Source organism: Pannonibacter sp. Q-1, assembly GCF_054073275.1.
Genome location: NZ_JBSXNB010000002.1, coordinates 401099 through 426771, shown reverse-complemented (window position 1 = coordinate 426771; position 25673 = coordinate 401099). Strand labels below are relative to the sequence as shown.

The 25673-nt window shown below is 64.2% G+C and carries 23 protein-coding genes and 1 pseudogene; 16 read left to right on the top strand and 8 right to left on the bottom strand.

Going from position 1 to position 25673, the window contains the following annotated elements; translation table 11 throughout:
* Window positions 1–71: 71 nt before the first annotated feature.
* From ACVNHC_RS05915 to ACVNHC_RS05890, 6 genes are all read left to right on the top strand, one after another.
* Window positions 72–1532 carry an FAD-binding oxidoreductase gene (locus tag ACVNHC_RS05915; RefSeq protein ID WP_457166916.1) on the top strand — a complete coding sequence of 487 codons (1461 nt, stop codon included), beginning with the start codon at window positions 72–74 and terminating at the stop codon, window positions 1530–1532.
* A gap of 32 nt (window positions 1533–1564) precedes the next feature.
* Window positions 1565–2278, top strand: coding sequence for a FadR/GntR family transcriptional regulator (locus tag ACVNHC_RS05910; protein WP_050471755.1), 714 nt, complete (start codon window positions 1565–1567; stop codon window positions 2276–2278).
* Between the two features lie 568 nt (window positions 2279–2846).
* Window positions 2847–4013, top strand: coding sequence for a fumarylacetoacetate hydrolase family protein (locus tag ACVNHC_RS05905; RefSeq protein WP_371328558.1), 1167 nt, complete (start codon window positions 2847–2849; stop codon window positions 4011–4013).
* Window positions 4014–4020: 7 nt separating this feature from the next.
* Window positions 4021–4554: a TRAP transporter small permease gene (locus tag ACVNHC_RS05900; protein WP_050471754.1), complete on the top strand. Its 534-nt coding sequence runs from the start codon at window positions 4021–4023 to the stop codon at window positions 4552–4554.
* 3 nt (window positions 4555–4557) lie between these two features.
* Entirely contained in the window at window positions 4558–5835 is a 1278-nt protein-coding gene (locus ACVNHC_RS05895; RefSeq protein ID WP_058900060.1) for a TRAP transporter large permease, read from the top strand.
* A gap of 78 nt (window positions 5836–5913) precedes the next feature.
* On the top strand, window positions 5914–6918 hold the full coding sequence (locus ACVNHC_RS05890) for a DctP family TRAP transporter solute-binding subunit (RefSeq protein ID WP_050471752.1): 1005 nt from the start codon (window positions 5914–5916) through the stop codon (window positions 6916–6918).
* A gap of 251 nt (window positions 6919–7169) precedes the next feature.
* Here ACVNHC_RS05890 and ACVNHC_RS05885 read toward each other — a convergent pair whose 3' ends face one another.
* The 3 genes from ACVNHC_RS05885 to ACVNHC_RS05875 all read right to left on the bottom strand — a co-directional run bounded on the left by ACVNHC_RS05885 (window position 7170) and on the right by ACVNHC_RS05875 (window position 9479).
* Window positions 7170–8084, bottom strand: a complete 915-nt coding sequence (locus tag ACVNHC_RS05885; RefSeq protein ID WP_457166712.1) for a DMT family transporter — start codon at window positions 8082–8084, stop codon at window positions 7170–7172.
* A gap of 225 nt (window positions 8085–8309) precedes the next feature.
* The gene (locus ACVNHC_RS05880) at window positions 8310–9203 is read right to left on the bottom strand and encodes a LysR family transcriptional regulator (protein WP_457166711.1); all 894 of its coding nucleotides are present in this window, start codon (window positions 9201–9203) and stop codon (window positions 8310–8312) included.
* 24 nt (window positions 9204–9227) lie between these two features.
* Window positions 9228–9479, bottom strand: a complete 252-nt coding sequence (locus tag ACVNHC_RS05875) for a hypothetical protein (RefSeq protein ID WP_162544275.1) — start codon at window positions 9477–9479, stop codon at window positions 9228–9230.
* Between ACVNHC_RS05875 and ACVNHC_RS05870 the strand changes: the two genes are divergently transcribed.
* Window positions 9478–10596, top strand: a complete 1119-nt coding sequence (locus tag ACVNHC_RS05870; protein ID WP_457166710.1) for a serine hydrolase domain-containing protein — start codon at window positions 9478–9480, stop codon at window positions 10594–10596. The genes ACVNHC_RS05875 and ACVNHC_RS05870 overlap by 2 nt on opposite strands.
* 126 nt (window positions 10597–10722) lie before the next feature.
* On the opposite strand, the gene ACVNHC_RS05865 is transcribed toward ACVNHC_RS05870, so the two are convergent.
* The 5 genes and pseudogenes from ACVNHC_RS05865 to ACVNHC_RS05845 all read right to left on the bottom strand — a co-directional run bounded on the left by ACVNHC_RS05865 (window position 10723) and on the right by ACVNHC_RS05845 (window position 16235).
* Complete coding sequence (locus ACVNHC_RS05865; RefSeq protein WP_457166709.1) at window positions 10723–11688, bottom strand: SMP-30/gluconolactonase/LRE family protein; 966 nt, start codon at window positions 11686–11688, stop codon at window positions 10723–10725.
* Window positions 11689–11696: 8 nt separating this feature from the next.
* Window positions 11697–12671: an ABC transporter permease gene (locus ACVNHC_RS05860; RefSeq protein ID WP_457166915.1), complete on the bottom strand. Its 975-nt coding sequence runs from the start codon at window positions 12669–12671 to the stop codon at window positions 11697–11699.
* Window positions 12672–12680: 9 nt separating this feature from the next.
* Window positions 12681–13624 (bottom strand): annotated as a pseudogene (locus ACVNHC_RS05855) (ABC transporter permease); the annotation flags it as partial.
* Window positions 13621–15069, bottom strand: a complete 1449-nt coding sequence (locus ACVNHC_RS05850) for an ATP-binding cassette domain-containing protein (protein ID WP_457166708.1) — start codon at window positions 15067–15069, stop codon at window positions 13621–13623. The gene ACVNHC_RS05850 and the pseudogene ACVNHC_RS05855, both read right to left, overlap by 4 nt.
* Before the next feature lie 149 nt (window positions 15070–15218).
* A complete protein-coding gene (locus tag ACVNHC_RS05845) occupies window positions 15219–16235 on the bottom strand; it encodes a substrate-binding domain-containing protein (RefSeq protein ID WP_457166707.1) in 1017 nt (338 codons plus the stop codon).
* 254 nt (window positions 16236–16489) lie between these two features.
* Between ACVNHC_RS05845 and ACVNHC_RS05840 the strand changes: the two genes are divergently transcribed.
* The 9 genes from ACVNHC_RS05840 (at window position 16490) to ACVNHC_RS05800 (ending at window position 25663) form a co-directional block, all read left to right on the top strand.
* Entirely contained in the window at window positions 16490–17773 is a 1284-nt protein-coding gene (locus ACVNHC_RS05840; protein WP_457166914.1) for an ATP-binding protein, read from the top strand.
* A complete protein-coding gene (locus tag ACVNHC_RS05835) occupies window positions 17754–18521 on the top strand; it encodes a response regulator transcription factor (protein WP_050471744.1) in 768 nt (255 codons plus the stop codon). The genes ACVNHC_RS05840 and ACVNHC_RS05835 overlap by 20 nt, the downstream gene beginning before the upstream one ends.
* 56 nt (window positions 18522–18577) lie before the next feature.
* Window positions 18578–19510: a LysR family transcriptional regulator gene (locus tag ACVNHC_RS05830; RefSeq protein ID WP_457166706.1), complete on the top strand. Its 933-nt coding sequence runs from the start codon at window positions 18578–18580 to the stop codon at window positions 19508–19510.
* A gap of 224 nt (window positions 19511–19734) precedes the next feature.
* Window positions 19735–20781 (top strand): TRAP transporter substrate-binding protein, encoded by a 1047-nt coding sequence (locus ACVNHC_RS05825; RefSeq protein ID WP_050471742.1) that lies wholly within the window; start codon window positions 19735–19737, stop codon window positions 20779–20781.
* 74 nt (window positions 20782–20855) lie between these two features.
* Window positions 20856–21476: a TRAP transporter small permease subunit gene (locus ACVNHC_RS05820; protein ID WP_050471741.1), complete on the top strand. Its 621-nt coding sequence runs from the start codon at window positions 20856–20858 to the stop codon at window positions 21474–21476.
* Window positions 21473–22756: a TRAP transporter large permease gene (locus ACVNHC_RS05815; RefSeq protein ID WP_050471740.1), complete on the top strand. Its 1284-nt coding sequence runs from the start codon at window positions 21473–21475 to the stop codon at window positions 22754–22756. Before ACVNHC_RS05820 ends, ACVNHC_RS05815 begins: the two co-directional genes overlap by 4 nt.
* 43 nt (window positions 22757–22799) lie before the next feature.
* Window positions 22800–23486, top strand: a complete 687-nt coding sequence (locus ACVNHC_RS05810) for a DUF2848 domain-containing protein (protein WP_162544410.1) — start codon at window positions 22800–22802, stop codon at window positions 23484–23486.
* Window positions 23486–24859, top strand: a complete 1374-nt coding sequence (locus ACVNHC_RS05805) for an amidase (protein ID WP_457166705.1) — start codon at window positions 23486–23488, stop codon at window positions 24857–24859. The genes ACVNHC_RS05810 and ACVNHC_RS05805 overlap by 1 nt, the downstream gene beginning before the upstream one ends.
* 15 nt (window positions 24860–24874) lie before the next feature.
* Window positions 24875–25663, top strand: a complete 789-nt coding sequence (locus tag ACVNHC_RS05800) for a putative hydro-lyase (protein ID WP_457166704.1) — start codon at window positions 24875–24877, stop codon at window positions 25661–25663.
* Window positions 25664–25673 lie beyond the last annotated feature (10 nt).

The following is a 25673-nucleotide window of genomic DNA, read 5'->3' as shown; positions in this document are numbered from 1 at the left end:
CACAGGCGCCCGGTGGTGAAGACCGGCATCGCGCCATGGCGGCAGACGGGACCGGAACAATGACGGATGTGATGGAACAGCCGCAGGGAACAGACCAGCCTGAAGCCACATGCGCAGCCGTGGCGGCAAGGCTGGTGGATGCGCTTGGCGCGGATATGGTGCTGACGGGCGCTGACGTGGCCCGCTACTGCCGCGACTGGCACGGGGATGTGGAAACCGGCGCCGTCGCCGTGCTGCGGCCACGCTCCACGCAAGATGTGACGCGGGCGGTGAAGGCCGTGGCCGCGCTGGGGCTTTCCCTCGTGCCGCAGGGGGGCAACACCGGGCTGGTGCTCGGCGCAACGCCGGATGATCCGGCAGGGCAGGTGGTGCTGAGCCTTGAGCGGATGACCGCCATCCGCCGTCTTGATGCCGATGATTTTTCCGCCGTGGTCGAGGCCGGGGCGGTGCTGTCGGAGTTCAAGGACAAGGTGGCCGAGGCTGGCCTGTTCTTTCCGCTGGCGCTGGGGGCGCAGGGCTCCTGCCGCATCGGCGGCAATGTCTCCACCAATGCCGGGGGCATCAACGTGCTGCGCTATGGCATGATGCGGGAACTGGTGCTGGGGCTTGAGGTGGTGCTGCCGGACGGCAGCATTTTCGATGGCCTCTCCGCCCTTCGCAAGGACAACCGGGGCATCGACCTGAAACAGCTCTTCATCGGCGCGGAAGGCACGCTGGGCGTTGTCACCGCCGTGGCCGTCAAGCTCTTGCCGCAGCCGGATCAGGTGGCCACCGCCTTGCTGGGGCTCAATGCGCTGGAGGATGCCATCCGGCTTTACCGCCGGGCGCGGCGCGACTGCTGCGACCTGATGTCGGCTTTCGAATTCATGCCGCCGCTGGCTTTCACCCTGGCGCAGGAGGCTATCCCGGACCTGCCCATGCCCATGGCCGCAGACTATCCGGCCTATGTGCTGATGGAGATTTCCGGCTCCGGGCTCGTCGATGTGGACGATCTGATGAGCCGATTCCTTGAGGGCGTCATGGCCGATGGGCTGGTGGTGGACGGGGTGGTTGCTGCCTCGCAGGCGCAGGCGCGCACTCTCTGGCTTTTCCGCGAGGGCATGAACGAGGGGCAGGCGAAACGCGGGCGGCACCTGCGCACGGATGTCTCCGTGCCCCTGTCGCGCGTGCCGGATTTCGTACGCGAGGCGGAAGCTGCCATCCATGCGGCGCTGCCCGACTGCACCTGCGTGTCCTATGGCCATGTGGGCGATGGCAACGTGCATCTCAACGTGCTGCCGCCTGCAGGGCTCACAAGGCAAGAGGCGGATGCACGGATCTATCAGGCCAAGACCGTGCTCAACGCCGTGCTGGACGGCTTTTGCGGCTCGATCAGCGCCGAACATGGCATCGGCCGGCTGAAGAAGCCTGACTTCGAGGCGCGGCTGCAGCCTGGAAACCGTCAGCTCCTGACCTCCATCAAGGCGGCAATCGACCCGCAAGGCATCATGAATCCCGGCTGCCAATTGAATTTGGCCGGGGTTTCGGGGTAAAGGCGCTGATCGCCCAGAAGACAGGACAGGGAATGGCCATCGGCATGGAACAGATCCGGCGCAGTGAACATCTGCCCGCACGCATTGCGGCCCAGATCGCCCGCGACATCAGCGAAGGCCGGATCAAGCCCGGTGACCGGTTGCCGACGGAACATGCTTTGGCCAAGACCCTCGGCGTCAGCCGCACGGTTGTGCGGGAGGCCATTGCCCAGCTGCGCAACGAGGGGCTGGTGGAAACGCGGCAGGGCGTCGGTGCTTTCGTGACCGAGCCGCAGGCGCGTCCGATCCGCATTGCCCAGAACGATCTGGACGACCGGGAGAGCTTCCGCGACCTGTTCCAGTTGCGCCTGCCGCTGGAGATCGAGGCGGCCGGACTTGCCGCCCTGCATCATACAGCCGAAGACCTCGCCCGGCTGGACGAGGCGCTGGCGCAGATGACCGGGGCGGAGAAGTGGACGGAGCAGGGCATCATTGCCGATCTGGCCTTCCACCGGGCCGTCGCCGATGCCACGGGCAATGCCTATTTCGGCATGTTCATCGGCTTCATCGCCGAGCGCATCAGTCTTGCGATCAATGCGGCGCGGGCCAGCGCCGTGCTGGAAGAGATCGTCGAGACCACCATCGCCGAACATGTGGCCGTGCGTGATGCCATCGCCAGCCGGGATGCTTTGGCGGCCCGCGCCGCCATGCGCCAGCATCTAACGGGCGCTGCAAGCCGCATCGCGCTCAATCTCGAGATTTATTGACGCATATCTCTCTGTCCGCAGCTCAGGCAGTAGATTTCGCGTTCGTGAACTTAATGTTTCGTCATGCCATGACTTGATCATGGCATCCATGCCCTTGCGGTTCAGATGTTGTTTGCTTTTAGGTGTGGGGAAATTCGCCGCTTGTCAGGTGCGGCAAGGTCATGGAATGGATGCCATGGTCGGGGCCATGGCATGACGAAATGGTTGGCCTGTGCGAAGCCCGGCGCGTGCTGTGATGCAGAGCAATGGGCTGCAGGCTGCCGTTGAAGGCGTGGCAGAGAGGCCGGGGCAGTCTTTCGCCTGAATAAGGCCTCCATTTTTAGACTGCGCTTCGGCAAGCTCTTGATGTCCTGGGGCAAGGCCTCACCTGCGGGAACCCGCAGGGTGTTTGCACATCTTCGCTGTTGTTGCGGACAGGCGCTGCCACAGGCTGGACAAGCCCGGCGTCATGTTGCTAAGACTCATTAATGTGATTGTCTGACATCCAGACAATCCGGCAGGGCATGGCAGGAGCAATGCGCGTGGAGGCGCTGGCCTGCTGTCCGGGGAATTGGGGAGGAGGGCACTGGTGGCCGGTCAAGTTGTTACTGCATCTGGAATTCTGCCTGCCGATGCGCAGGACGCCGTGCTCGTTGGCCGCGTCTGGTCGAAAGCGGAAGACGGGCCTTGCCCGGTGCTGATCCGCGATGGGCAGGTGTTCAACCTGACAGGCATTGCCGCCACCGTTTCCTCCCTTTTTGAAATGCCGGAGATCGCCGCACGGCTGAAGCAGGCGTCTGGCCTGCCGGATTTGGGGCCGCTGGATGCGTTCCTTGATGGCAGCGCCGGACAGTTGCTGGCGCCCATCGATCTGCAATCGGTCAAGGCGGCAGGCGTCACCTTTGCCGACAGCATGCTGGAGCGGGTGATCGAGGAACAGGCCAAGGGCGACAGTTCCCGCGCGCTGGAGATCCGCGAGCGGCTGGCCCCGGTGCTGGGCGGCAGCCTGCGCGGCGTCAAGGCCGGGTCGGAAGAAGCCCGCAAGGTCAAGGCGCTGCTGCAGGACATGGGCCTGTGGTCGCAGTATCTGGAAGTGGGCATTGGCCCGGATGCGGAAATTTTCACCAAGGCGCAGCCCATGTCGTCGGTCGGCTGCGGCGCAAAGGCGGGCATTCATCCCATTTCCGAGTGGAACAATCCGGAGCCTGAAGTGGTTCTGGCGGTTCGCTCGGACGGCGTGATCCTCGGCGCCACCCTCGGCAATGACGTGAACCTGCGCGATGTGGAGGGCCGCTCGGCGCTGCTGCTCGGCAAGGCGAAGGACAACAACGCCTCCTGCGCCATCGGCCCCTTCATCCGCCTGTTCGACGAGGGCTTCACCATCGATGACCTGCGCAAGGTGCGGGTGTCGCTGCTGGTGGAGGGCGAGGACGGGTTCGTCATGACGGGAGAAAGCCCGATGGAAGCCATCAGCCGCTCGCCGGAGGAACTGGTCAGCCAGCTGCGCAACCGCAATCACCAGTATCCGGACGGGGCTGTGCTGTTCCTCGGCACCATGTTTGCCCCCGTGAAGGACCGGCGCGGGGCAGGGCAGGGCTTCACCCACGAGATTGGCGACCGGGTGGAGATCCACACGCCGAAGCTGGGGCGCCTGATCAACTGGATCGACCGCACGGATGCCTGCCCGGAATGGACTTTCGGCCTGCGTGAGCTGTTCCGCAACCTTGCCCGCCGCGGGCTGGCGGACAAGGTGTGAGGGGCTCATGATCGCGACCCTCACCCGTCTCTTCTACCGCGCGCTGGAAGCGGTGCTCGTTTTCCTGCTGGCCTCCATGGCCGTCATGGTCTTCGTCAATGTGGTCCTGCGCTACGGCATGAATTCCGGCCTCGTCGTCTCGGAAGAGCTGGCGCGGTATTTCTTCGTCTGGCTCACCTTCATCGGTGCGGTGGTGACCTTCCGGGAAAACTCCCATCTCGGCATCGAGACGCTGGTGGTGCATTTCTCCCGGCGCGGGCGCCTCTTCTGCATGGCGCTGGTCAACATCATCATCATGACCTGTTCCGCCATCTTCTTCTGGGGCACCTGGAAGCAGTTCCCCATCAATGCCTCCATGGCAGCCCCCGTCACCGGCATGCCGATGATCTGGGTCTATGGCATCGGCTTCTTCACCGGTGGCGGCATGTTCCTGATTTCGCTGGAACGCTTCATCCGCATCCTGCTGGGCCGCACCACGGACAAGGAAATCGCCGTGTTCGCCGGTGAGCACGCGGACCCTGCCAAGCTGATGGAGCACTGACACATGACGCTTCTCGTCTTCATCGGCTCCCTGCTGGGTTCCATGGCCATCGGTGTGCCGGTCGCTTTCGCGCTCATGTTCTGCGGCGTCATCCTCATGTCCTACATGGGCATGTTCAACACGCAGATCGTGTCGCAGAACATGATCTCCGGCGCAGACACCTTCACGCTGCTGGCCATTCCCTTCTTCATTCTGGCCGGTGAACTGATGAACTCCGGCGGCCTGTCCCGCCGCATCATCGACTTTGCGCTGGCCTGGGCCGGGCATATCCGCGGCGGCCTCGGCTTCGTGGCCATCGTGGCGGCGATCATCATGGCCAGCCTGTCCGGGTCGGCAGCGGCCGATACGGCGGCTCTGGCCGCGATCCTGGTGCCGATGATGGCCCGCGCAGGCTATGACGTGCCGCGCTCGGCCGGCCTCATGGCGGCGGGCGGCATCATCGCCCCGGTCATTCCGCCGTCGCTCGCCTTCATCATCTTCGGCGTGGCCGCCAATGTGTCGATCACCAAGCTGTTCATGGGCGGTATCGTGCCGGGCATCATGATGGGCTGCGCCCTGGCCCTGACCTGGACCTTCCTTGTCCGCAAGTCCAAGGTCGAGACGCTGCCGCGCCAGCCCATGTCCGTCCGCCTTGCGGCAACGGGCCGTGCCGCCTGGGCGCTGGGCATGCCGGTGATCATCCTTGGCGGCATCCGCATGGGAGTGGTCACGCCGACGGAAGCGGCGGTGATTGCCGCCTTCTATGCGCTGATGGTCGGGCTTTTCGTCTACCGGGAACTGAAGGTCGCCGATCTTTACTTCGTCATCCTGCGGGCGGCGAAGACGACCTCGATCGTCATGTTCCTCGTCGCGGCGGCGCTGGTGTCGGCCTGGCTGATCACGGCGGCGAACATTCCGGCAGAGATCACCCGCCACATTGCCCCGCTGATCGAGCAGCCCAAGCTGCTGATGCTGGTGATGATGATGCTGGTGCTTGTGGTGGGCACGGCGCTGGATCTGGCACCCACCATCCTGATCCTGTCGCCGGTGCTGATGCCCATCGTCAAGCAGGCGGGCATTGATCCGGTCTATTTCGGTGTTCTCTTCGTCATGAACACCTGTATCGGCCTCATCACGCCGCCGGTTGGCGTGGTGCTCAACGTGGTCAGCGGCGTGTCCAAGGTGCCGCTCGGCAAGGTGGTGACAGGCGTCATGCCTTTCCTGCTGTCACAGATCGCAGTGCTGCTGCTGCTGATCCTGTTCCCGGAACTGGTGCTGGTGCCGCTGTCCTGGCTGCACTAGGTGCCCTGTACCCATACGGCGGCAGGCCAGAGGAGTGGCTGCCGCCGGAAAGACTTGATGAAAAGGGAGGAAGAGACAATGAAGAAACTGCTTCTCGCCACCACGGCTGTGGTGTTTGCCGCCACCGCCGCTGTTCCGGCATCGGCGCAATTCAATGACCGCAACATGCGGGTGTCCAATGGCATCAATGCGGACCATCCGGTCGGCAACGGCATCAATGCCATGCAGGCCTGCCTTGACGAAAAGTCCGGCGGCAAGCTGAAGCTGACCGCCTTCTGGGGCGGCGCGCTCGGCGGCGACCTGCAGGCAACCCAGGCCCTGCGTGCCGGCGTTCAGGAAGCCGTCGTCACCTCGTCCTCGCCGCTGGCCGGCATCGTTCCGGCGCTCGGCGTCTTCGACCTGCCGTTCCTCTTTGCCAGCAACGAGGAAGCCGATGCCGTGATGGACGGTGAGTTCGGCGAGTTCCTCAATGGCAAGCTGGCCGAGGCCGGTCTCGTCAATCTCGCCTATTGGGAAAACGGCTTCCGCAACCTGTCCAACTCCAGCCGTCCTGTCACCAAGTGGGAGGATCTGCAGGGCATGAAGGTGCGCGTGATGCAGAACAACGTCTTCCTCGACACCTTCCAGAACTTCGGCGCCAATGCCACGCCCATGGCCTTTGGCGAGGTCTTCTCCGCGCTCGAAACCAAGACCATCGATGCGCAGGAAAACCCCTATGTCACCATCGACACTTCGAAGTTCTACGAGGTGCAGGAATATGTCAGCGAGACGCGCCACGCCTATACGCCGTTCCTGTTCCTGTTCTCCAAGCCGATCTTCGACAGCTATACCGCAGATGAGCAGGCTGCCCTGAGGGACTGTGCCATCGTTGGCCGCGACGAAGAGCGCAAGGTGATCCGTGAACTGAACCAGACCTCGCTGGAGAAGATCCAGGCCGAAGGCGTCAAGTTCAACACCCTGAGCGAGGACGAGCAGAAGCGCATGCTCGAAAAGTCTCAGGTGGTCTACGAGAAGCACAAGGACACCATCGGTGCCGATGTGATCGAGCGCGTGCAGCAGGAACTGGCGAAGATCCGCGGCTGATCCTGAAGGAGGGGACACGCCCCTCCTGACCCATCCCCCGGACTGCGGTGCCCCATCCGCCGCAGTTCAGCGCAGAGACCCGCAGCGGCAACGTTGCGGGTCTTTTCCGTTTGTTTTGCCGCTCATTCGGGCTGCTTGTACCAAGGCTTTCGATGCTGACGCATCACGCCTCGAAAATGCTCAAGCGCCGCACGGGCTTGAGCAATGCTCGATGAGAAAAGCTCATCGAGCATTGGTATTACTCCGGCCCCTCACTCCGGAATGGCGGGCAGCACCTGATCGCGCTTCTTCAGCTTCTGTTCGCGGAAGAAGATGAACAGTCCGGCGCCGGTGATGAGCGCTGCACCAAGCATCATGCTGGGCTTGGGCAGGTCGCCGAAGAAATACCAGCCGAAGACGACAGCCCACAGCAGCAGCGTATATTGCAGCGGCGCAACCGTGGCCGCATCCGAGATCTTCAGGGCGCGGTTGACCATGATATGGGCGGTCATGGCGACGATGCCGAGCAGGGACAGCAGCAGCGCATCTTCCATCGAGGCGATAGGGCGCCAGTCGAACGGGGCCATGACAAGCCCGGCAAGCCCTGCGCCTGCCGTCTGGAAGAAGACCAGCGTCTTGTCCGGCGTGCCGCGCAGGCTGCGGCCGGACAGCATCATGAAGGCAAAGGCGGCAGCTCCGGCGATCGAGAGGATCGCGGGCGGGGTGAACATGGCGCTCGACGGATTGAGCGCGATGATGACGCCGATGAAGCCCACCGCAATCGCGCTCCAGCGCCGCCAGCCCACCTTCTCACCCAGAAGGAAGGGGGAGAGCGCGGCCACATAGATCGGCGCCGCCAGCCAATAGGTCATTACGTCTGCAAGCGGCAGATAGGTGACGGCATAGTAGAAGCAGAAAAGCTCGAAGGTGGAAAAAGCCACACGGGCCGCCTGCATGCCCGGCCGCTCCGGCTTGAGCAGCGGCTTGAGGCCAGATATCCAGAGAAATGGGGCGAGGATCAGCAGCGCCGCGATGCTGCGGATCAGCACCACCTGGCCGACGCTGTAGCTGGCGACGAGCCATTTTCCCATGGCGTCGTTCAGCGCAAAGAGGAACATGCCGAGCAGCATGATGGCAGGTCCTGCAATCCCGCCAAGACGATGAACGGCCGCGCTCGTGGAAGTCATGTTGAGGGTCCTTGTGGCCGGGATTCTGGCTGCCTGAAGCGGCCGGGTATGATGCGGTGAAAAGCAGGGTCCGCGCGAGGCCGCCAGAAGTGGGGCGGGCGGCTGTTGACCAGTCACGGAACCTGCCTCCGAGAATGCCATCTGCCGCAAAAAAGTGCACGCAATCTCCGCCGTTGGTCCACAGCTTGCCGCTGTTTTTTGCGAAGAAACAGGTCCTTGTTCCGTTCAGAGCGTCTGGAGCAGCCGGGTCGAAATATCGATGATATCGCGGGAGACCAGCGAGGCCGGCGTGTGCTTGCGGGTCAGCACGCCGAGCTGCATCGGCGGCGGCAGATCCGGCACGCTGATTTCATGCAGGTCCTGGCCCCAGAAGGCATGATCAAGGATGCGCAAGGGGCAGAAGGCGATCAGATCCGTTGACCGGTTCAGGGCGGCGAGCAGGAAGGGAGAGCGGCACAGGGTTGGCGGATGGGCAAGGGTGACGTCCTTTGCCGCCAGCCAGTCGAGTGTTGCCTGATCGGCGCTGCCGGGGGCCGGATTGAGCAGCCAGCGCTCCTGCGCCAGTTCCTCCCAGGAGACCTGCCGGCCGGCAAAGCGGGTTGAGCCGGTGACCGGCGCAATCTGGACCTCAGCGAAAGAGAAGAAGGCGAGATCCGCCGGCAGGGCATTTGGCACGGCAATGCCAAGCGCCAGGTCCAGCTGACCGTCCTGCAGCCGGGGCACGATATTGCCCAGCGTGCCGGATTCCACCTCCAGCTGCCCCTCCGGGTGGCGGCGCTGGAATTCATGAATGATGCCGCCGAGCTTCGTCGCGGCCACCACAGGTGTCACCGCGATGCGCGCGGTGGCCACCGTCTGCCCGGAGATGCGCCGTACCTCCTCTTCCGCGCGGCGCATGGTCGCCACGATCAGCCGTGCGTGGGTCATCAGCGCCTTGCCGGCGGGGGTGAACTGCGTGCCGTGCGAGGCGCGCAGCAGCAGCGCCGCCCCGGTCTGCGCTTCCAGTTCTCGCAGCATCTTGGTCAGCGCACTTTGGGACAGCCCCATCTCCCGCGCTGCACCGCGGATGGAGCCTTTGTCGGCGAGGGCGACGAGCGCCTTGAGCTGCTGTGTCTTCACGGGCGGGGTGAACTCTCTTGGTTGTCAGGTGGCAACATTATGTGTCTGTTTTGATTTTTGCCAATATGCCTGAATGGCCAAACGAACAACCGCAGGCGCGAAGACGCGCGGGTTCGGTGCCGCTTCTGTTCCCGGAGCGGCAGACCAGGGGAGGAAGCTTGTGTCGCGAACTGAATTCAAAAAAATCCCGGCAATACTGGCCATGGCCTTGATGAGCCTTCCGGCGGCTGCATCGGCCAGTGACCAGAATGATGCGAAATGGTTGTCACCGACCATGGTGAATGCCCGCGCCAACATGCTGAACCCGGCGCTGAACTACCTGACATTCCAGCACATGGACCAGATGTTCGCGACCCGGACCGTTGCCGCAGGGTCGCAAGTGCAGCCGCTGCCGTCCATGCCTGTCTCGCTGGAGGGCGAGTACACGATTGGAGAGGCCAAGCTGGATCTGGAAGGTGCGCTTGAAGCGACCCACACCAATGCACTGGTCGTGCTGAAGGACGGCAACCTCGTTTACGAGACCTACCGCAATGGCAGCGACGAGAACACCCGCTTTCTGACCTTCTCGGTCGCCAAGTCCTATGTCTCGACGCTGATCGGCCTTGCGCTGGCCGATGGCCATATCAAGAGCCTCGACGACAAGGTGACCGACTATCTGCCCGAGATGAAGGGCAGCGGCTATGACGGGCCGACCATCCGCGACCTGCTGCAGATGCGCTCCGGCGTGGACTGGCTGGAGGTCTATGAATTCGGCAGCGACACCCAGCTGACCACCGTTCATGACAATTCCCTCGTTGGCTACAAGTACCGCTGGTGCGACTATGCCGCCAAGGAATCCAAGCCGGGCGCCAATGCGGCGGAGCGGCCTTTCAACTACGCCACGCTCGACACCAGCGTGCTGGGCTGCATCCTCGAAAAGGCTGTCGGCAAGACCGGCGCCGAATACATGTCCGAAAAGCTCTGGAAGCCGGCCGGTATGGCAAATGACGCCTACTGGATCATGGACGGGCCGCCTTCCGTTGGCCGCGAGTTCTTCGGCGCAGGCCTTGCCGCCACCGCCCGCGATCATGCCCGTTTCGGCCTGATGTTCCTCAATCAGGGCAAATCCAACGGCAAGCAGGTTGTCTCGGCTGACTGGGTGAAGGAAGCCACGGTGCCGTCCGAGGGCAACGAGCCCGCCGGGCCGGAGGAAGAACTGGGCTATCAGTACCAGTGGTGGACCTTCCCGGAGAGCGACGCCTATTCGGCTCTCGGCCTGTTCCACCAGTATATCTACGTCGATCCCACCAACAATCTGGTCATCATGAAGGCGACCGCTTCGCCGGACCCGGTTGGTCATGACGAACCCAATCTGGCTCTGTTCAAGCAGATCACCGATAAGCTGACGAAGTAACCTGCAGCAGAGGGACACGCGGTTTTACAGCGTGCCCCCCAACCTCCAGAACCGCATCGCCCCCTGCGATGCGGTTTTTTCATGACCCGGGAGAAGGGGCGGGGAGAGCGGCGGACACAGCCCGCGTCAGGGCATCTGCACCCCGGTCGCCGTGACATGGACGGCGTAAAGCGAGCGGGTTGCCGTGATGAACAGCCGGTTGCGGCGCGGCCCTCCGAAGGTGAGGTTGGCAACCGTCTGCGGCACCCGGATCTTGCCCAGCAGAGTGCCGTCGGGGGCGAAACAGTGCACGCCGTCTCCGGCGCTGGTCCAGAGATTGCCATCCGTATCGAGGCGGAAACCGTCCGGCAGGCCGCAGTCCAGCTTGCAGAAAACGCGGCCATTCTCCAGCCTGCGCCCGTCCACCACGTCAAAGACGCGGATCTGGCTCGGCACGGAGGCATCGTGGCTTGCCCCGGATTCGGCGATGTAGAGCCGCCGCTCGTCCGGTGAAAAGGCCAGGCCGTTGGGCTGGGTGAAATCATCCACCACGGCGCTGACCTCACCGGTCTGCGGATCTATCCGGTAGACCCGCCGCGCCGCCTGTTCGGGCTCGGCCTTGTAGCCCTCGTAGTCGGACAGGATGCCGTAGGTGGGATCTGAGAACCAGATGCTGCCGTCTGATTTCACAACCACATCATTGGGCGAGTTCAGCCGCTTGCCCTCGAATTGGCTGGCCAGAACCGTGAGGCTGCCATCGGCTTCGGTGCGGGTGACGCGGCGCTCCCCATGTTCACAGGTCACCAGCCGGCCCTCGCGGTCGCGGGTGTTGCCATTTGCAAAACCGGAAGGAGCCCGGAAGACGGAAATTGCGGCGCCCGGGTTTGAGCCTGTTCCGGCCTGCGCGCCCGGTTCGGGCACATAGCGCAGCATCCGCTCGTTCGGGATGTCGCTGAACAGGAGGCAGCCGAGATCGGCAAACCAGACCGGTCCTTCCGCCCAGCGGCAGCCGCTGAAAAGCTCTTCAAGCGCGGCGCTGGGGACGATCAGGTTGCGGAACCGCGGGTCGATGATCTCGTAAGGAGAGGTCATGGTCTGGATCTTCCGTTGCATGGGACCTGTCAGCGCCCCGCCGCAGGGCGGCTGGCGGCGATGATGACGGCGATGATGATGAGGCCGGTGAGGACAAGACGCGGGCCTGCGCCAAAGCCGTAGGTGTTGAGCATCGACACCACCAGGAACATGAAGAGCGATGCGCCCCAGATGCCCGGCACATTGGAGTTGCCGCCTGCCACGGCCGAGCCGCCGATCACCACCACGGCAATCGAGGCCAGCAGATATTCCGCGCCCATGTTGAGCGCCGCCCCGCCGGAGAAGCTTGCCAGCAGATAGCCGCAGACCGAGGCCAGCACCGCACAGAGCACATAGGTGACGAAGCGGGTGCCATCGACGGGAATTCCGGCCATGCGCGCGGCAAAGGAACTCTGGCCGATGGCCGAGATCCAGCGGCCGTAGAGCGTGCGCTCCAGCAGCCACCAGGCGGGCAGGGTGAGCGCCAGCGCCGCCAGTGCCATGTTGGGAATGCCGGATGTGGTGCCGGTGGCAAATTGCGCCAGCAGTTCCGGCGGCTTGATGCGGATGCCGCGATTGTACCAGATGGCCGCCGACTGGGCGATGAAGCTCATCGACAAGGTGGCGATGATCGGGGGAATGCGCAGCAGCTTGATCAGGGCGTAGTTGGCAATGCCGATGGCGATGCCAACAAGGATTGCTGCCAGAAGACCGGCCAGAACCAGGGAATCCTGTCCATCCATGATCTTCATGGACACGGTTCCAGCGAGCGTGATGGTGGCGGGGACGGAAAGGTCCACATTGCCCGGTCCAAGGGTGATAACGAACATCTGCCCGAGACCGGCAATCACAGAGAAGGCCGCGAAGGTGAGGGCGGCCTGACTGAGCCCGCCCACGCCCGCGCCGCCGGTGAAGGCGAGGGTGGTGGCCCAGGTCAGGAAGGCGGCGGCGAAGGACCAGATCCATGGGCGCAGGAGGCTGGCCGGCGTCCATGCGGTGCGGGCGGGACTGGCAGGCTGGCTCATGTCCGGGCGCCTCCGGTTTTGCCGCCGTTCTGGCGGGCGTTGAAGAGAAGGCGCAGGCCCAGCACGATGATCAGGATCGCGCCCTGTGCGCCGATCTGCCAGTCAGGCGAGATGCGCAGGAAGGAGAGGAACGAGCCTGCGAGCGTCAGTGTCAGCGCGCCGATGACCGCGCCGATGGGCGACACGCGTCCGCCGGTGAATTCGCCGCCGCCCAGGATCACCCCGGCGATGGACAGCAGCGTATAGCGCAGGGCGATATTGGCATCGGCTGACGTGGTGAGGCCGACAAGCGCCATGCCTGCCAGAATAGCGAAGACCGCGGCAAGCGCATAAGCCCCGGCCTTCAGCCGCAGCACAGACCATCCGGCCCGGGCGACGGACCGGCTGTTGCCACCAACACCCCGGATGGCGACGCCGAAGGTGGAGCGCATGACGATGACATGCGCCAGCGCCGCGACGGCCAGGCTTGCAATGATGGCCATGGGCACGAAAGGCGGCTTGGCCGTCATCAGCCCGCGCAGCCACTCCGGCGCGGAGCCGCCCGGTGCGGGCAGGATCAGCACGGCAAGCCCGCCCCAGACGAAACTCATGCCGAGCGTGACGACGATGGAGGGCAGATCACGCAGGGTGATGATGAAGCCTGTCAGCGCATAGACACAGACCGCGCCGCCAAGGATCAGGCCTGCGGTCAGCGGCGCTTCGGGCATGAAGGCGGCGGTGACGCAGGCGGCGAAGCTGACGAAGGTGCCGATCGACAGATCGAGGTCGTTCACCGCCATGATGATCATCTGCGCAATGGTGGCAAGGGCGATGGGCACCGCCAGATTGAACAGCAGGTTGAGGCCGGTGTAGCTCATGGCACGCGGCTGCAGGTAGAAGACGGCAGCCAGCAGCACGGCCAGTGAGACGGTCGGAATGAGCAGCCGCAGGGCTTCGGCGGAGGAGATCTTCATGCGGTTTCTCCGGAGAAGGACGCGGCAAGCACATTGTCTTCCGAGATGTCACTGCCCTCAAGGACGGCCGCAATCACCCCGTCGCGGAACACATAGACCCGGTCGCACAGGCAGATTTCGTCCATCTCGGTCGAATACCAGACGAAGGTGCGCCCGGCTTCTGCCTCCCGGCGCAGGATGGCATAGACATCCTGCTTGGTGCCGATATCGACGCCGCGCATCGGGTCATCCATCAGCACCACGTCAGCCGCGGTGCTGAGCGCCCGCGCAAACAGCACCTTCTGCTGGTTGCCGCCGGAGAGTGACAGGATGGGATTGCCCATGTCCGGCGTGCGCACCGCCATATGCTGCTTCCACTCGGCCCCGAGCGCGGCCTCGCGGGTGGCACTGATGGCGGTGAGGCGGGAGAGGCCGGGCAGGCTGCTGATGGTGAGATTGCGCAGGATGCTCCACAGCGGAAACGTGCCATTGAGCGAGCGGTCGCCTGCAACAAAGGCGATCCTGTCCCGGAACGACGGCAGCCAGTTGCTGCGCTGCGCCTCATAGAGCGCCAGCAGCATCCGCGTCTGGCCGTGGCCGGCGAGGCCGGCAAGGCCGATGATCTCGCCCTTGCGCGCCTCGAAAGCGGGGCTGCCATCCTTCGGGCGGTGGCTGAGCACGATGGGGGCATCACCTTTGCGGGGGGCTGAGCCTGCGGCCTGGCTGTCGCGCACCACGCTGCCCATGGCCTCCACAAGGCTGCGCGCGGTAAACTGCTCCGCAGGCCGGGATGCAGTCACGCGGCCATCCTTCATCACCACGATGCGACTCGACAGGGACAGGATCTCGCCCAGAATATGTGAAATGAAAAGAATGGATCCGCCTTCTGAAACGTAGGTTTTCAGATAGGCCAGAAGCTGTTCGGCAAGTCCGGCGTCGAGCGAGGACGTCGGCTCGTCGAGAATGACGAGCCTTGGCTTGCCCGTCACGGCAAGAAAGTTCAGGGCGATTTCCACCATCTGCCGTTCGGCGATGGACAGGCTGCTGACCGTGGCCCCGGTGGGGATGCGGTTGCCGGGGAAGATGGCATCCAGCTGGCGCCGCATCAGTCCTTCGGCGCGCCGCCGCCAGCCCATGCCCTTCAGCCCGGCATGCATCAGCCGGGCGTTTTCGGCGATGGTCAGATTGGGGCAGAGGGAGAGTTCCTGAAAGACGCAGCGGATACCCGCCTCGCGCGCGCCCGCAACGCCCTCCAGAGCCGTGCCGCCCCGTTCCACCGTGCCTTCCTGCGGTGTCAGCGAGCCATTGATCACGTTGACGATGGTGGATTTGCCCGCACCATTGTGACCGACGAGGCCGATGGCCTCACCTGCGCAGATGTCGAGGCCGGCACCATCCAGTGCCGTGACGGCTCCGAACTGGACCCTTACGCCGCTTACGCGCGCCACCAGGCTGTTTCCGGTCATGCTTGTTTGAACCGTCCTGAAACTCGGGAAAAGACAGCCCTGCCGCCGCATGGCCCTTGCAGAATGGGCGGCGGCAGGGGAAGCGCTGCTCAAGCCCGTGCGGCGCTTGAGCAGGTCACTTGATGCATCAGCATCTCAGGGCCTTGGCGTTACTTGGCTGCCGCGATCACGGCCTGCGCGTCTTCCAGCGAATATTCCACGTTGGCAACGCCGCCCTTCTGGGTGGTGGCAAGGCTCTCTTCCAGCGTGTCCTGGCTGATGCTGAGGAAGGGAACGACGAGATCCTTCTTCACGTCCTTGCCGTCGAGGATCTGCTGGGCGACCCAGAAGGCGAGGGTGGAGACGCCGGGGGCGATGGAGACGGACATGGTCTCGTAACCGGAGGCGTCCTTCTGCTTCTTCCACCACTGCAGCTCGTCTTCGCGGTTGCCCATGATGATCACCGGCGTCGGGCGGCCTGCGGCCTCGAAGGCCTGAGCTGCGCCATAGCCGTCGCCGCCCTGAGTGACGACGGCGGCGATTTCCGGCAGGCTCGGCAGAATGCCTGCAACGGCGCGCTGCGCCACGTCCTGCGCCCAGTCGCCATGCACGGAGCCGGCAATCTTGAACTGCGGGAACTGCTTCACGCCCTCATGAATGCCCGCCGAGATTTCGTCATCGACGAAGACACCGGCAAGGCCGCGAATCTCCAGCAGGTTGCCGCCATCGGGCATGCGCTTGGACAGATATTCCACCTGACCGCGGCCCATTTCCTTGAAGTCGACGGCGATGCGCCAGGCGCAGGGCTCGGTGACAATGCCGTCGAAGGAAACAACGATGATGCCGGCATCGCAGGCTTCCTTCACCGCACCGTTAAGGGCGGTCGGGGAGGCAGCGTTGAGGACGATGGCATCATAGCCCTGCAGGATCATGTTCTGGATCTGCGCGGCCTGTTCGGTTGCCTGGTTCTCGGCGGTGGTGAACGGATCGGCAGCGGCAACAACACCGGCCTTCACGGCTTCGGAGGTGACCTTTTCCCAGCTCGTCAGCATCGCCTGACGCCAGGAGTTGCCTGCGTAGTTGTTCGACAGGGCGATCTTCTTGTCCGAGGTGTCCGCGTGTGACGCCATGGGCATGGCCGCGCATGTCACGGCCACGGAGGCCATGATGAATGTCCTGAATGTCATTGTCTCACTCCCTGGAGCCGTATCAGGCAATTTCCGGGGCCGCTCCTCAACAGCCCGTGCCGGAAATTTTGTTTCTGGAAAACCTGTCCAGCGGCAAGAAGGATGCCGGAAATGAAAATGGCTGTACAGGCGGATGGGTGAAGCGGACTTGCGGGAAACCGCATATCATTTGCGGGAATCCGCAGGACGAACCGGGGGCCTGCATGGCTATGGTGGGAGACGGGCAGGCCGGGGAGGGCCGCCGGGAGGACAAGATGCCGGATCTTCAATCGGCAGCCCAGCTGGCGCAGTATGTGCGCATTTCGCGGCTTCTGGCCGGACGGCTGGACTTCCAGTCAGCGATAGATGCGGTGGCCAAGGAAATCAAGGCCGTCATCCCGCACGACCATATGGATGTCTGCATCATTTCGCCGGGCAGTACATTCCACATCGCCTATGAAAGCGGCCTTGCGACCGACTGGAGCCGCAGGCCGCCGGCGAGCATCCGCTTCAGCCCCTTGCGCGACATGCTGGAGGGCGCCTTCGACACGATGCTGACGGGCGATGCCTGCACCGATCCGCGCTTTCATTTCGAGGGCGCCTTTGCCGCGCCCATCCTCGAGCACCGGCTGCGGGCGCGTCTGCATGCGGCGCTGAAGGTGCATGGCGAGACCATTGGCGTTCTGTCCTGCTCACGGCTGGAGGCGGATGTTTACACGCAGGAGGATCTGGACCGCGCCTGCCTGATTGCGGATCTGATCGCCCCCTATTTCTATGCCCTGCGGGCTTCCGAAGAGGCGCGCAAGCTTGCCATCATCGAGGCAGAGGCCCGTGTGCGGGAAGAGACGCTGCGGCAGGGGGCAAGGCAGCTGACCGAAGAGCTGGACGCCGAGCGCCAGCGCATCGGCATGGAGCTGCATGACCAGACGCTGGCCGATCTCACGCGCATTGCCCGCCGGCTTGAGCGGCTCAGCCTGTCGGGACCCGTGTCCGGAGCGATGCTGGAGCCGCTGAGCCTCAGCCTGCAGCAGTCGATGCAGGAGCTGCGGCAGATCATCGAGCAGGCACGGCCCTCGGTGCTGCAGCTGTTTGGTCTGGCGGAAGCGATCGAAACCCATCTCGGCCGGGCCGTGCGTGACAGCGGCCTGTCGATCCGCTGGGCCATGGAGGATGCGACTGGCGGCGCACTGGCCTCGCTGCCGCCGCCTGTCAGCCTTGCGCTCTACCGGATCGCGCAGGAGGCCATCAACAATGCGGTGCGCCACTCGCAGGCCAGCCGTATCACGGTCCGGATCTGGCAGGAGAAGGCACAGCTCTATCTGGAAGTATCCGACACCGGGATTGGCCTCAAGGCGGGGCGCCTGAACAAGGGAACTGGCATTGGCAACATGCAGACACGGGCGAGCCTGATCGCAGCCAGTTTCAGTTGCGGGTCGGGCAGCAGGGGCAGTTATGTGCGTGTCATCCTGCCCTTGCCGCCGGTGCCGCAAGTCAGCAGCGGGGAGACCGCAGAGACGGGCGATCACGAAGGGGAGCATCATGAAGCTGCTGATCGTTGAGGATGACGCCCTGCACCGGGCCTATCTGCATGAGGCCGTGTTGTCAGCCCTGCCGGAATGCGGGCAGGTGATCGAGGCCGGCGATGGCCAGTCCGGCGAGCAGCTGGCCCGCGAGCACAAGGTGGAGCGGATCGTCATGGATCTGCAGATGAGCCCGCGCAACGGCATCGAGGCGGCGCGGGCCATCTGGCAGGAGCGGCCCGGCACAAGCATTCTGTTCTGGTCCAATTATGCGGATGAGGCCAATGTGCGCGGCATTGCGCGGATCGTGCCCAAGGGCGCGGTTTATGGCTATGTGCTCAAATCAGCCTCCGAGGAGCGGTTGCGCCTCGCGCTGCGGTCGATTTTCATCGAGGCGCAGATCGTCATCGACCGGGAGGTCTGGGGCCTGCAGCAGCGTGGCAGCAGCGCGGCGCAGGGCCTGAGCGAATCCGAATATGAGGTGCTGGTCGATATCGCCCTCGGTCTGACGGACAGGATGATCGCCCGGCGCAGGCGCCTGTCCCTGCGCAGCGTGCAGAACCGGCTGCAGAGCATTTACGAGAAGTTGGATGTCTACCAGAGCGCACCGGATGGTGCGGGCGGCGGGGAGGCCGCCTTCAACCTGCGCGCCCGTGCCGTGACCATGGCGTTCCTGCGCAAGCTGCTCAACCATACGGCGCTGGAGCGGGCTGAGGCCGATCTCTCGCACTGGCTGCAGCGGCTGGAGCGGCAGGCGCATACGGTGGAATTGCCGGATCCGCAGTAGGATCGCACGGGCGCAGGGAGTATCATGCCCTACTCCTCTCCGTCCTGGGCCATGCCGTGATTGATCTGCGCAACATCGAAACCTTCTTCTGGGCTGCGGCTCTCGGCAGCCTGCGGGCGGCGTCCGAGAAGCTGGGCACCACCCAGCCTGCCGTCTCGCAGCGCATTGCCTCGCTGGAAGGGGCGCTGGGCGTGCGGCTGTTCGAGCGCGCCGCACGCGGTGTGCGCCTCACCGCCAAGGGGCATGAGCTGCTCGCCCATGCCGAGCGGATGATGCAGGCGCGCAATGACATCATCCAGGCCGCCCGCGACCAGACCACCATGAGCGGCAGTTTCCACATCGGCGTGGCGGAGACCATCGTCCAGACCTGGCTGCCGCGTCTCATTGCCGAGGTGCACAGCGCCTATCCGGCGCTGACGCTGGAAATCGAGGTGGACAGCAGCGAGATGCTGAAGGCGCATCTGATGAGCCGCCGCCTCAACCTCGCCTTCATGATGGGGCCGGTGCTGGAGGCGCGGATGGAGAACCGGCCGCTCTGCACCTATCCCCTGTCCTGGGTCGCCAAGGCCGGGCTGGACCTCGGAGCCCGGCCCTTGACGCTGGAGCAGGTCACACGCCTGCCGGTCATCACCTATGCCTCCAACAGCGCGCCCTACCGGCAGGTGCGGGACATGCTGCGGCGGGAAGGGGTGCCGTCTCCGCGCATGTATGGCTGCGCGTCCCTGTCCATGATCGTGCGCATGGTTCAGGACGGGATCGGCACGGCGGTGATCACGCCGATCTTTCTTGGCGCCGAACTGGAGCGCGGGGAGCTGGAAATCCTCGATGTGGTCGCGGACCCGCTGCAGGACCTGAATTTCACCGCCACCTGGATCGACGGGCCGGACAGTTATGCCGCCCGGGTGATTGCCCGCATGGCGCAGCAGGTGGCTGCGGGGGAGGCAGGCACAGAAACTGTGCAAGTGCCTGGAACTGACGCCGAGACATAAATAAAATTTATATCACGCTTCCAAACATACGATTGGACAGCCGGGTTTCCGTCATCGTTCTATAGCGGACAAGACAGCGCTATAAGCTGCATGCAAGGGAACGGACTGGACGTGTAAAGCACCCGGTGAAGCGGAACAGGCGTGCCCTGTTTTTATATCTCCGGTGAAGCCAGCTGTTTCTTGTGTGCGGCGCTGTGACGAAATCCAGCAGAAGGGACCGCAGCATGAAACTCCTCACCCTCACGACCGCATTCCTTGCCGCCTCCACCTCGCTCTCCGCTTTCGCGCAGGACCTGCCGAAGACGGAGCTGCATGTCGTCGGCGGCCTCAGCAACCTGACGGCCTATCAGCAGTTCGAGCAGCCGTTCTGGGAAAAGACGATCCCGGAGAAGTCCGGCGGCCAGGTGACGGCCACCATCAAGGGCTTCAACGAGATGGGCGTGAAGGGCCCGGAACTGATGCGCCTGATGTCCCAGGGAGCCATCGAATTCGGCACCGCGACCCTGTCCTATTTCGCCTCGGACAACCCGATCAACGAAGCCATCGACCTGCCGGGTCTGGCGCCTGACGTGGCAACCGCCCGCAAGGTGACCGCCGCTTTCCAGCCGGTCTATGAGAAGTTCTACGGCGAAGGCTCGCGCGTGAAGCTGCTGGGCATCTCCACCTATCCGGCGCAGGTGCTGTTCTGCAACGCCGAGATCAACAGCCTGAAGGATCTGGCCGGCAAGAAGGTGCGCACCTCCAGCCGCACTCAGGCCGAGTTCGTGGAAGCCTTTGGCGGCGCGAGCGTGACCATGGCCTTCGGCGAAGTGGTTCCGGCCCTGCAGAACAAGGTGGTGGACTGCGCCATCACCGGTTCGCTCTCCGGCTATTCGGCCAAGTGGTATGAAGTCTCCACCCACCTTCTGGCGCTGCCGATCAACTGGAACCAGCAGATCCATGCGGTCAACCAGGGCGCCTGGGACAAGCTGGACCCGAAGGTGCAGGCCTTCATCCAGGAAAACATGAACACCCTGATGGATGACATCTGGGCCGCTGCCGATGAGCAGACCCAGCAGGGCTTCGACTGCAACACCGGCGCTGATGCCTGCACCCTCGAGGTGAAGGGCAAGATGACGCTGGTGGTGCCGTCCGATGAGGACAAGGCGCTTCTGGCCGAGACGCTGAAGACCAAGATCCTGCCGCAGTGGGCGGCCCGCTGCTCGGATGATTGCGTTGCTGATTTCAATGCCACCATTGGCAAGGAAATGAACCTGACCGCAGCCAAGTAATGTGAGACTGACAGGGCGGGGCCTCACTGCAGCCGGGGTTCCGCCCTGTCCCTTTTTGATTGGAGCCGTGAGACATGGGCCTTTCCGGATCTCTTCCCGTTCTTGCGGGTGCCTACCGCTTCGCCAACACCGCGGCGCGCTGTGCCGTGCTGGCGAGCGGTGCGCTGACCATCGCCAGCGTCCTGTTGATTTCCTATGACGTGATCGTCCGCAAGCTGTTCGGCATCACCATCGGCGGTTCGGACGAACTGTCCAGCTATGCCTTTGCCATCAGCACGTCCTGGTCGCTCGCCTATGGCGTGCTGCAGCGGGCGAATGTGCGGGTGGATGTGCTCTACCAGCATCTGCCGGTGCGCGTTTCGGCGCTGCTCGACTGGCTGTCGCTGGTCTGCATGGGCATCTTCATCGGCTACCTCACCTTCTACGCCTATGACGTGGTGGCCCAGTCGTGGATCTACGGCTCGCGCGCCAACACCCCGCTCGGAACGCCGCTCGCCCTGCCGCAGGGCCTGTGGTTCGGCGGCCTTGTCTTCATGTGCCTCATCCTCGCGCTGATGCTGATCCGCTCCTCCGTCGCACTCGTCACCGGTGACCTCGAGACGGTGAAGCTGGTGGCCGGCATGCGCTCCACCAAGGAAGAAGCCGAGGAAGAAGCGGCTCAGGGCGAACGCCTCATTCAGGGAGAGCGCAAGTGATCGCCACAACGCTCATCATTCTTCTGGTCCTCATCGGCCTGTCCGTTCCCGTCGCTGCGGCGCTGGGCGTGCTGGGGCTCATTCTGGACCCGCTCTATTCCATGCTGCCGCTGACGCGGGCCATGGGCGAAATGGCCTGGAGCACCAACAACGAGTTTCTGCTCGTCGCCATTCCGCTGTTCATCCTGCTGGGGGAAATCCTGCTGCGTGCCGGTTTTGCCGAGCGCATGTACAGCGCCATGAGCCTGTGGCTCTCCTGGCTGCCGGGTGGCCTGATGCATGCCAATATCGGCGCTTCGGCCCTGTTCGCCGCGACCTCTGGTTCCAGCGTCGCCACCGCTGCCACGGTCGGCACCGTCGCCATTCCGCAGATCCGCCGCTATGGCTACAACGAGCCCCTGTTCCTCGGCAGCATTGCGGCTGGTGGCACGCTCGGCATTCTCATTCCGCCGTCGATCAACATGGTGCTCTACGGCGTGCTGACGAATACGTCCGTGCCCAAGCTCTATCTCGCGGGCATTCTGCCGGGCCTCCTCCTCACCGGCCTGTTCATGCTGACGATCATCGCCGGCTGCATTCTGGTCCCGCGCTGGGGCGGGGAGCGGGTGAAGGGCGCCTGGGGCGCACGCTTTGCCAGCCTCGTGCATCTGGCACCGCCCTTGGCCATCTTCGTGCTGGTTGTCGGTTCCATCTATGCCGGCATCGCCACCCCGACGGAAGCCGCCGCGCTGGGCGTGCTGGGAGCGCTGATCCTTGCCGCATGTTTCCGCCGGCTGACCCTCTCCATGCTGGCCACCGCCATCGAGGGCACGATGAAGTCCTCGGCGATGATCCTCCTGATCATCATCGCCTCGGGCTTCCTCAACTTCATCATGTCGGCGGCCGGCATCACCGATGCCATCACCAATTCGATCAAGGGGCTTGGCCTGTCGCCGATGCAGATGATTGCGGTCGTCGTGATCTTCTACCTGATCCTCGGCTGCTTCATGGAATCCCTGTCGATCATGATCACCACCATCCCGATCGTGACGCCGATCCTCTTTGCCCTCGGCTTCGATCCGCTGTGGGTGGGCATCCTGATCATCGTGCTGGTGGAAGCGGCCCTGATCACACCGCCGGTGGGGCTTAATCTCTTCGTGGTGCATAGCCTGCGCAAGAGCGGCTCCATGGGGCCGGTGATCATCGGCAGCCTGCCGTTCGTCGTCTCCATGGGCGTGCTGATCGTCCTGCTCGCCATCTTCCCCGCAATCGCCCTTTACCTGCCGGGGCTGGCCGGCTGACGGCCCCCCGGTAACTCGACCATTCCATCCGGATACAAGACACATGAAACTGTCCTTCACCGTTGAAACCCTCAAGGCCCCGTCGAGCCTTGAGGTGAGCATCTCTGACCTCATCGTTGCCGGCTGGGCCGGGCGCGACATCCACGCCATCGAGCATCACATCGAGGAACTGGCTGCCATCGGCGTGCCGCGCCCCAGCACCGTGCCGCTCTATTACCGCTGCTCCGACAATTCGCTGGTGCAGGCGGACACCATCCAGGTGGTGGGCGAGGAGACCTCGGGTGAGGTCGAAACCTTCGTGTTCCGTGCAGGTGATGAGCTGTTCGTCTCCATCGCTTCCGACCACACCGACCGCAAGCTGGAATCCCACAGCGTCGCCCTGTCCAAGCAGATCTGCGCCAAGCCGGTAGCAGACCGCGCCTGGCCCTTCGCTGAAGTGGCCCCGCACTGGGACCAGCTGATAATCCGCTCCTTCATCGAGGAGAACGGCGCCGAGGTGCTTTATCAGGAAGGCACGCTCGCCTCCCTGCGCAGCCCGCAGGATCTGATTGCCGGGTATTCGGGCGGCAACGACATGCTGGAGCCGGGCTCCGGCATGGTCTGCGGCACGGTTGGGGCCATCGGCGGCATCCGTCCGTCGAAAGCCTTCAGAATGGAGTTGCATGATCCGGTTTTGAACAGGACCATCGCGCACAGCTATTCCATCGAAACCTTGCCGGAAATCGCCTGATGACAAACCCCGAGACCTCCCGCCTGACCCTTGCCGCCGCAGCCGATGCTCTGGCGAAAGGAACCGTGACCTCCACCAGCCTGACGGATGAGGCGCTGGCGCGCATCAACGACCCGGCAGGCGAAGGGGCGCGTGCCTTCGTGCGGCGCAATGATACCCGCGCCCGCAAGCTGGCGGAGGCCTCGGATGCCGTGCGTGCTGCCGGACATGTGCGCTCGCCCCTCGAAGGGCTGCCCATCTCGGTGAAGGATCTCTTCGGCATCGCCGGAGAAGTGTCGCTTGCCGGCAGCATCGCGCTCAAGGATGCCGAAGCTGAAACCGCAGACTGCCCCGTGGTGGCGCGGCTGGTGGCGGCAGGTGCCGTCATCACCGGCACCACCAACATGAGCGAGTTTGCCTTCTCCGGCCTTGGCATCAACCCGCATTACGGCACGCCGCGCAATGCCTATGACCGCGCCACGGGGCGCATTCCCGGCGGCTCGTCTTCCGGCGCTGCGGTGTCGGTCACCGATGGCATGGCGCTGGCTGCCATCGGCACGGATACCGGCGGCTCCATCCGCATTCCGGCGGCGCTTTGCGGGCTGACCGGCTTCAAGCCGACCGCCCGCCGTGTGCCTGCCGAAGGCGTGGTGCCACTGTCCACCTCGCTCGACTCCATCGGCCCGATTGCCCGCAGCGTCGCCTGCTGTGCCGTCATCGACGCGGTGCTCTCCGGCAGCGGCGAGGATGTGCGTGAAGCGTTGCCGCTCGCCGGGGTCCGCCTTGCCGTCCCCACCACGGTCGTGCTGTCGGACATGGACGAAACCGTCAGCGCTGCCTTTACCCGCGCCCGCAAGCTGCTGGAAGCGGCTGGTGCACTGATCACGGAAATCGAGATCCCCGAGTTCGCGCAGCTTGCCACGATCAACGCCAAGGGTGGGCTGATCGCCGCCGAAGCCTGGCACTGGCACCGGGCGCTGCTCGAAAAGGCGGGTGACAGCTATGACCAGCGGGTGCGTCAGCGCATCCTGCGCGGGCGGGAGATTTCGGCGGCGGATTATCTGGACACGCTCGCCAGCCGCAAGGCCTGGCAGGCCGCCGTCGAGGCCCGCGTCGCCCCGTTCGATGCCATGATCCTGCCCAGCGTGCCGGTGATCGCGCCGGAGATTGCCCCGCTTGAGGCCGATGACGCGGCTTTCTTTGCGGCCAACGGCCTGATCCTGCGCAACCCGACGATGATCAACTTCCTCGATGGCTGTGCCCTGTCGGTGCCGTGCCATGCGGCCGGTGAAGCCCCGGTGGGGCTGATGATTGCCGGCACGCAGATGCAGGACCGCAAGATCCTGGCCCTCGGCCTTTCCATCGAGGCGGCGCTTGCCGCCATAACCGCCTAACCGATTGATACCGGCATGACCGCAACCAGCCTTCTCACCAGCCCCTTCGATGTCCGGCAGGCCGCCCGCACGGGTGCCCTGTGCGGCCCGACTGCCAATCTGGCACCGGGGTTCATTCAGGCCAATCTCGCCATCCTGCCGCAGGATCTGGCCTATGACTTCCTCCTGTTCTGCCAGCGCAACCCGAAGCCTTGCCCGCTGGTCGGCGTGTCGGAAACCGGCGATCCGATGATCCCGGCCCTTGGCCGCAATCTCGACATCCGCACTGACCTGCCGCGCTACCGCGTGTGGCAGAAGGGGGAGCTGGTGGCCGAGCCGCAGAGCGTCGAGGACTGGTGGCGCAATGATCTGGTGTCCTTCCTTATCGGCTGCTCCTTCTCCTTTGAAGAGGCGCTGCTGGCGGCAGGCATCGGCATCCGCCACATCGAGGAAGGCTGCAACGTGCCGATGTTCCGCACCAGCATCGAGACGGTTCCCGCCGGGCGCTTCTCCGGCCCCGTGGTGGTCTCCATGCGGCCGATGAGCCCGAAGGATGCGGTGCGGGCGGTGGAAATCACCTCGCGCCTGCCGGCTGCCCATGGCTCCCCGATCCATATCGGCGATCCGGCACAGATCGGCATTGCCGATCTCTCCCGCCCCGATTACGGCGATGCGGTGAGCGTGCAGGCAGGCGAGGTGCCGGTGTTCTGGGCCTGCGGGGTGACGCCGCAGGCGGCGATTGCCCGTGTGAAGCCGGAGTTCTGCATCACCCATGCGCCGGGCCACATGCTGGTGACCGACATTCCCAATGCCTCGCTGATGTGAGGCTGGCCTT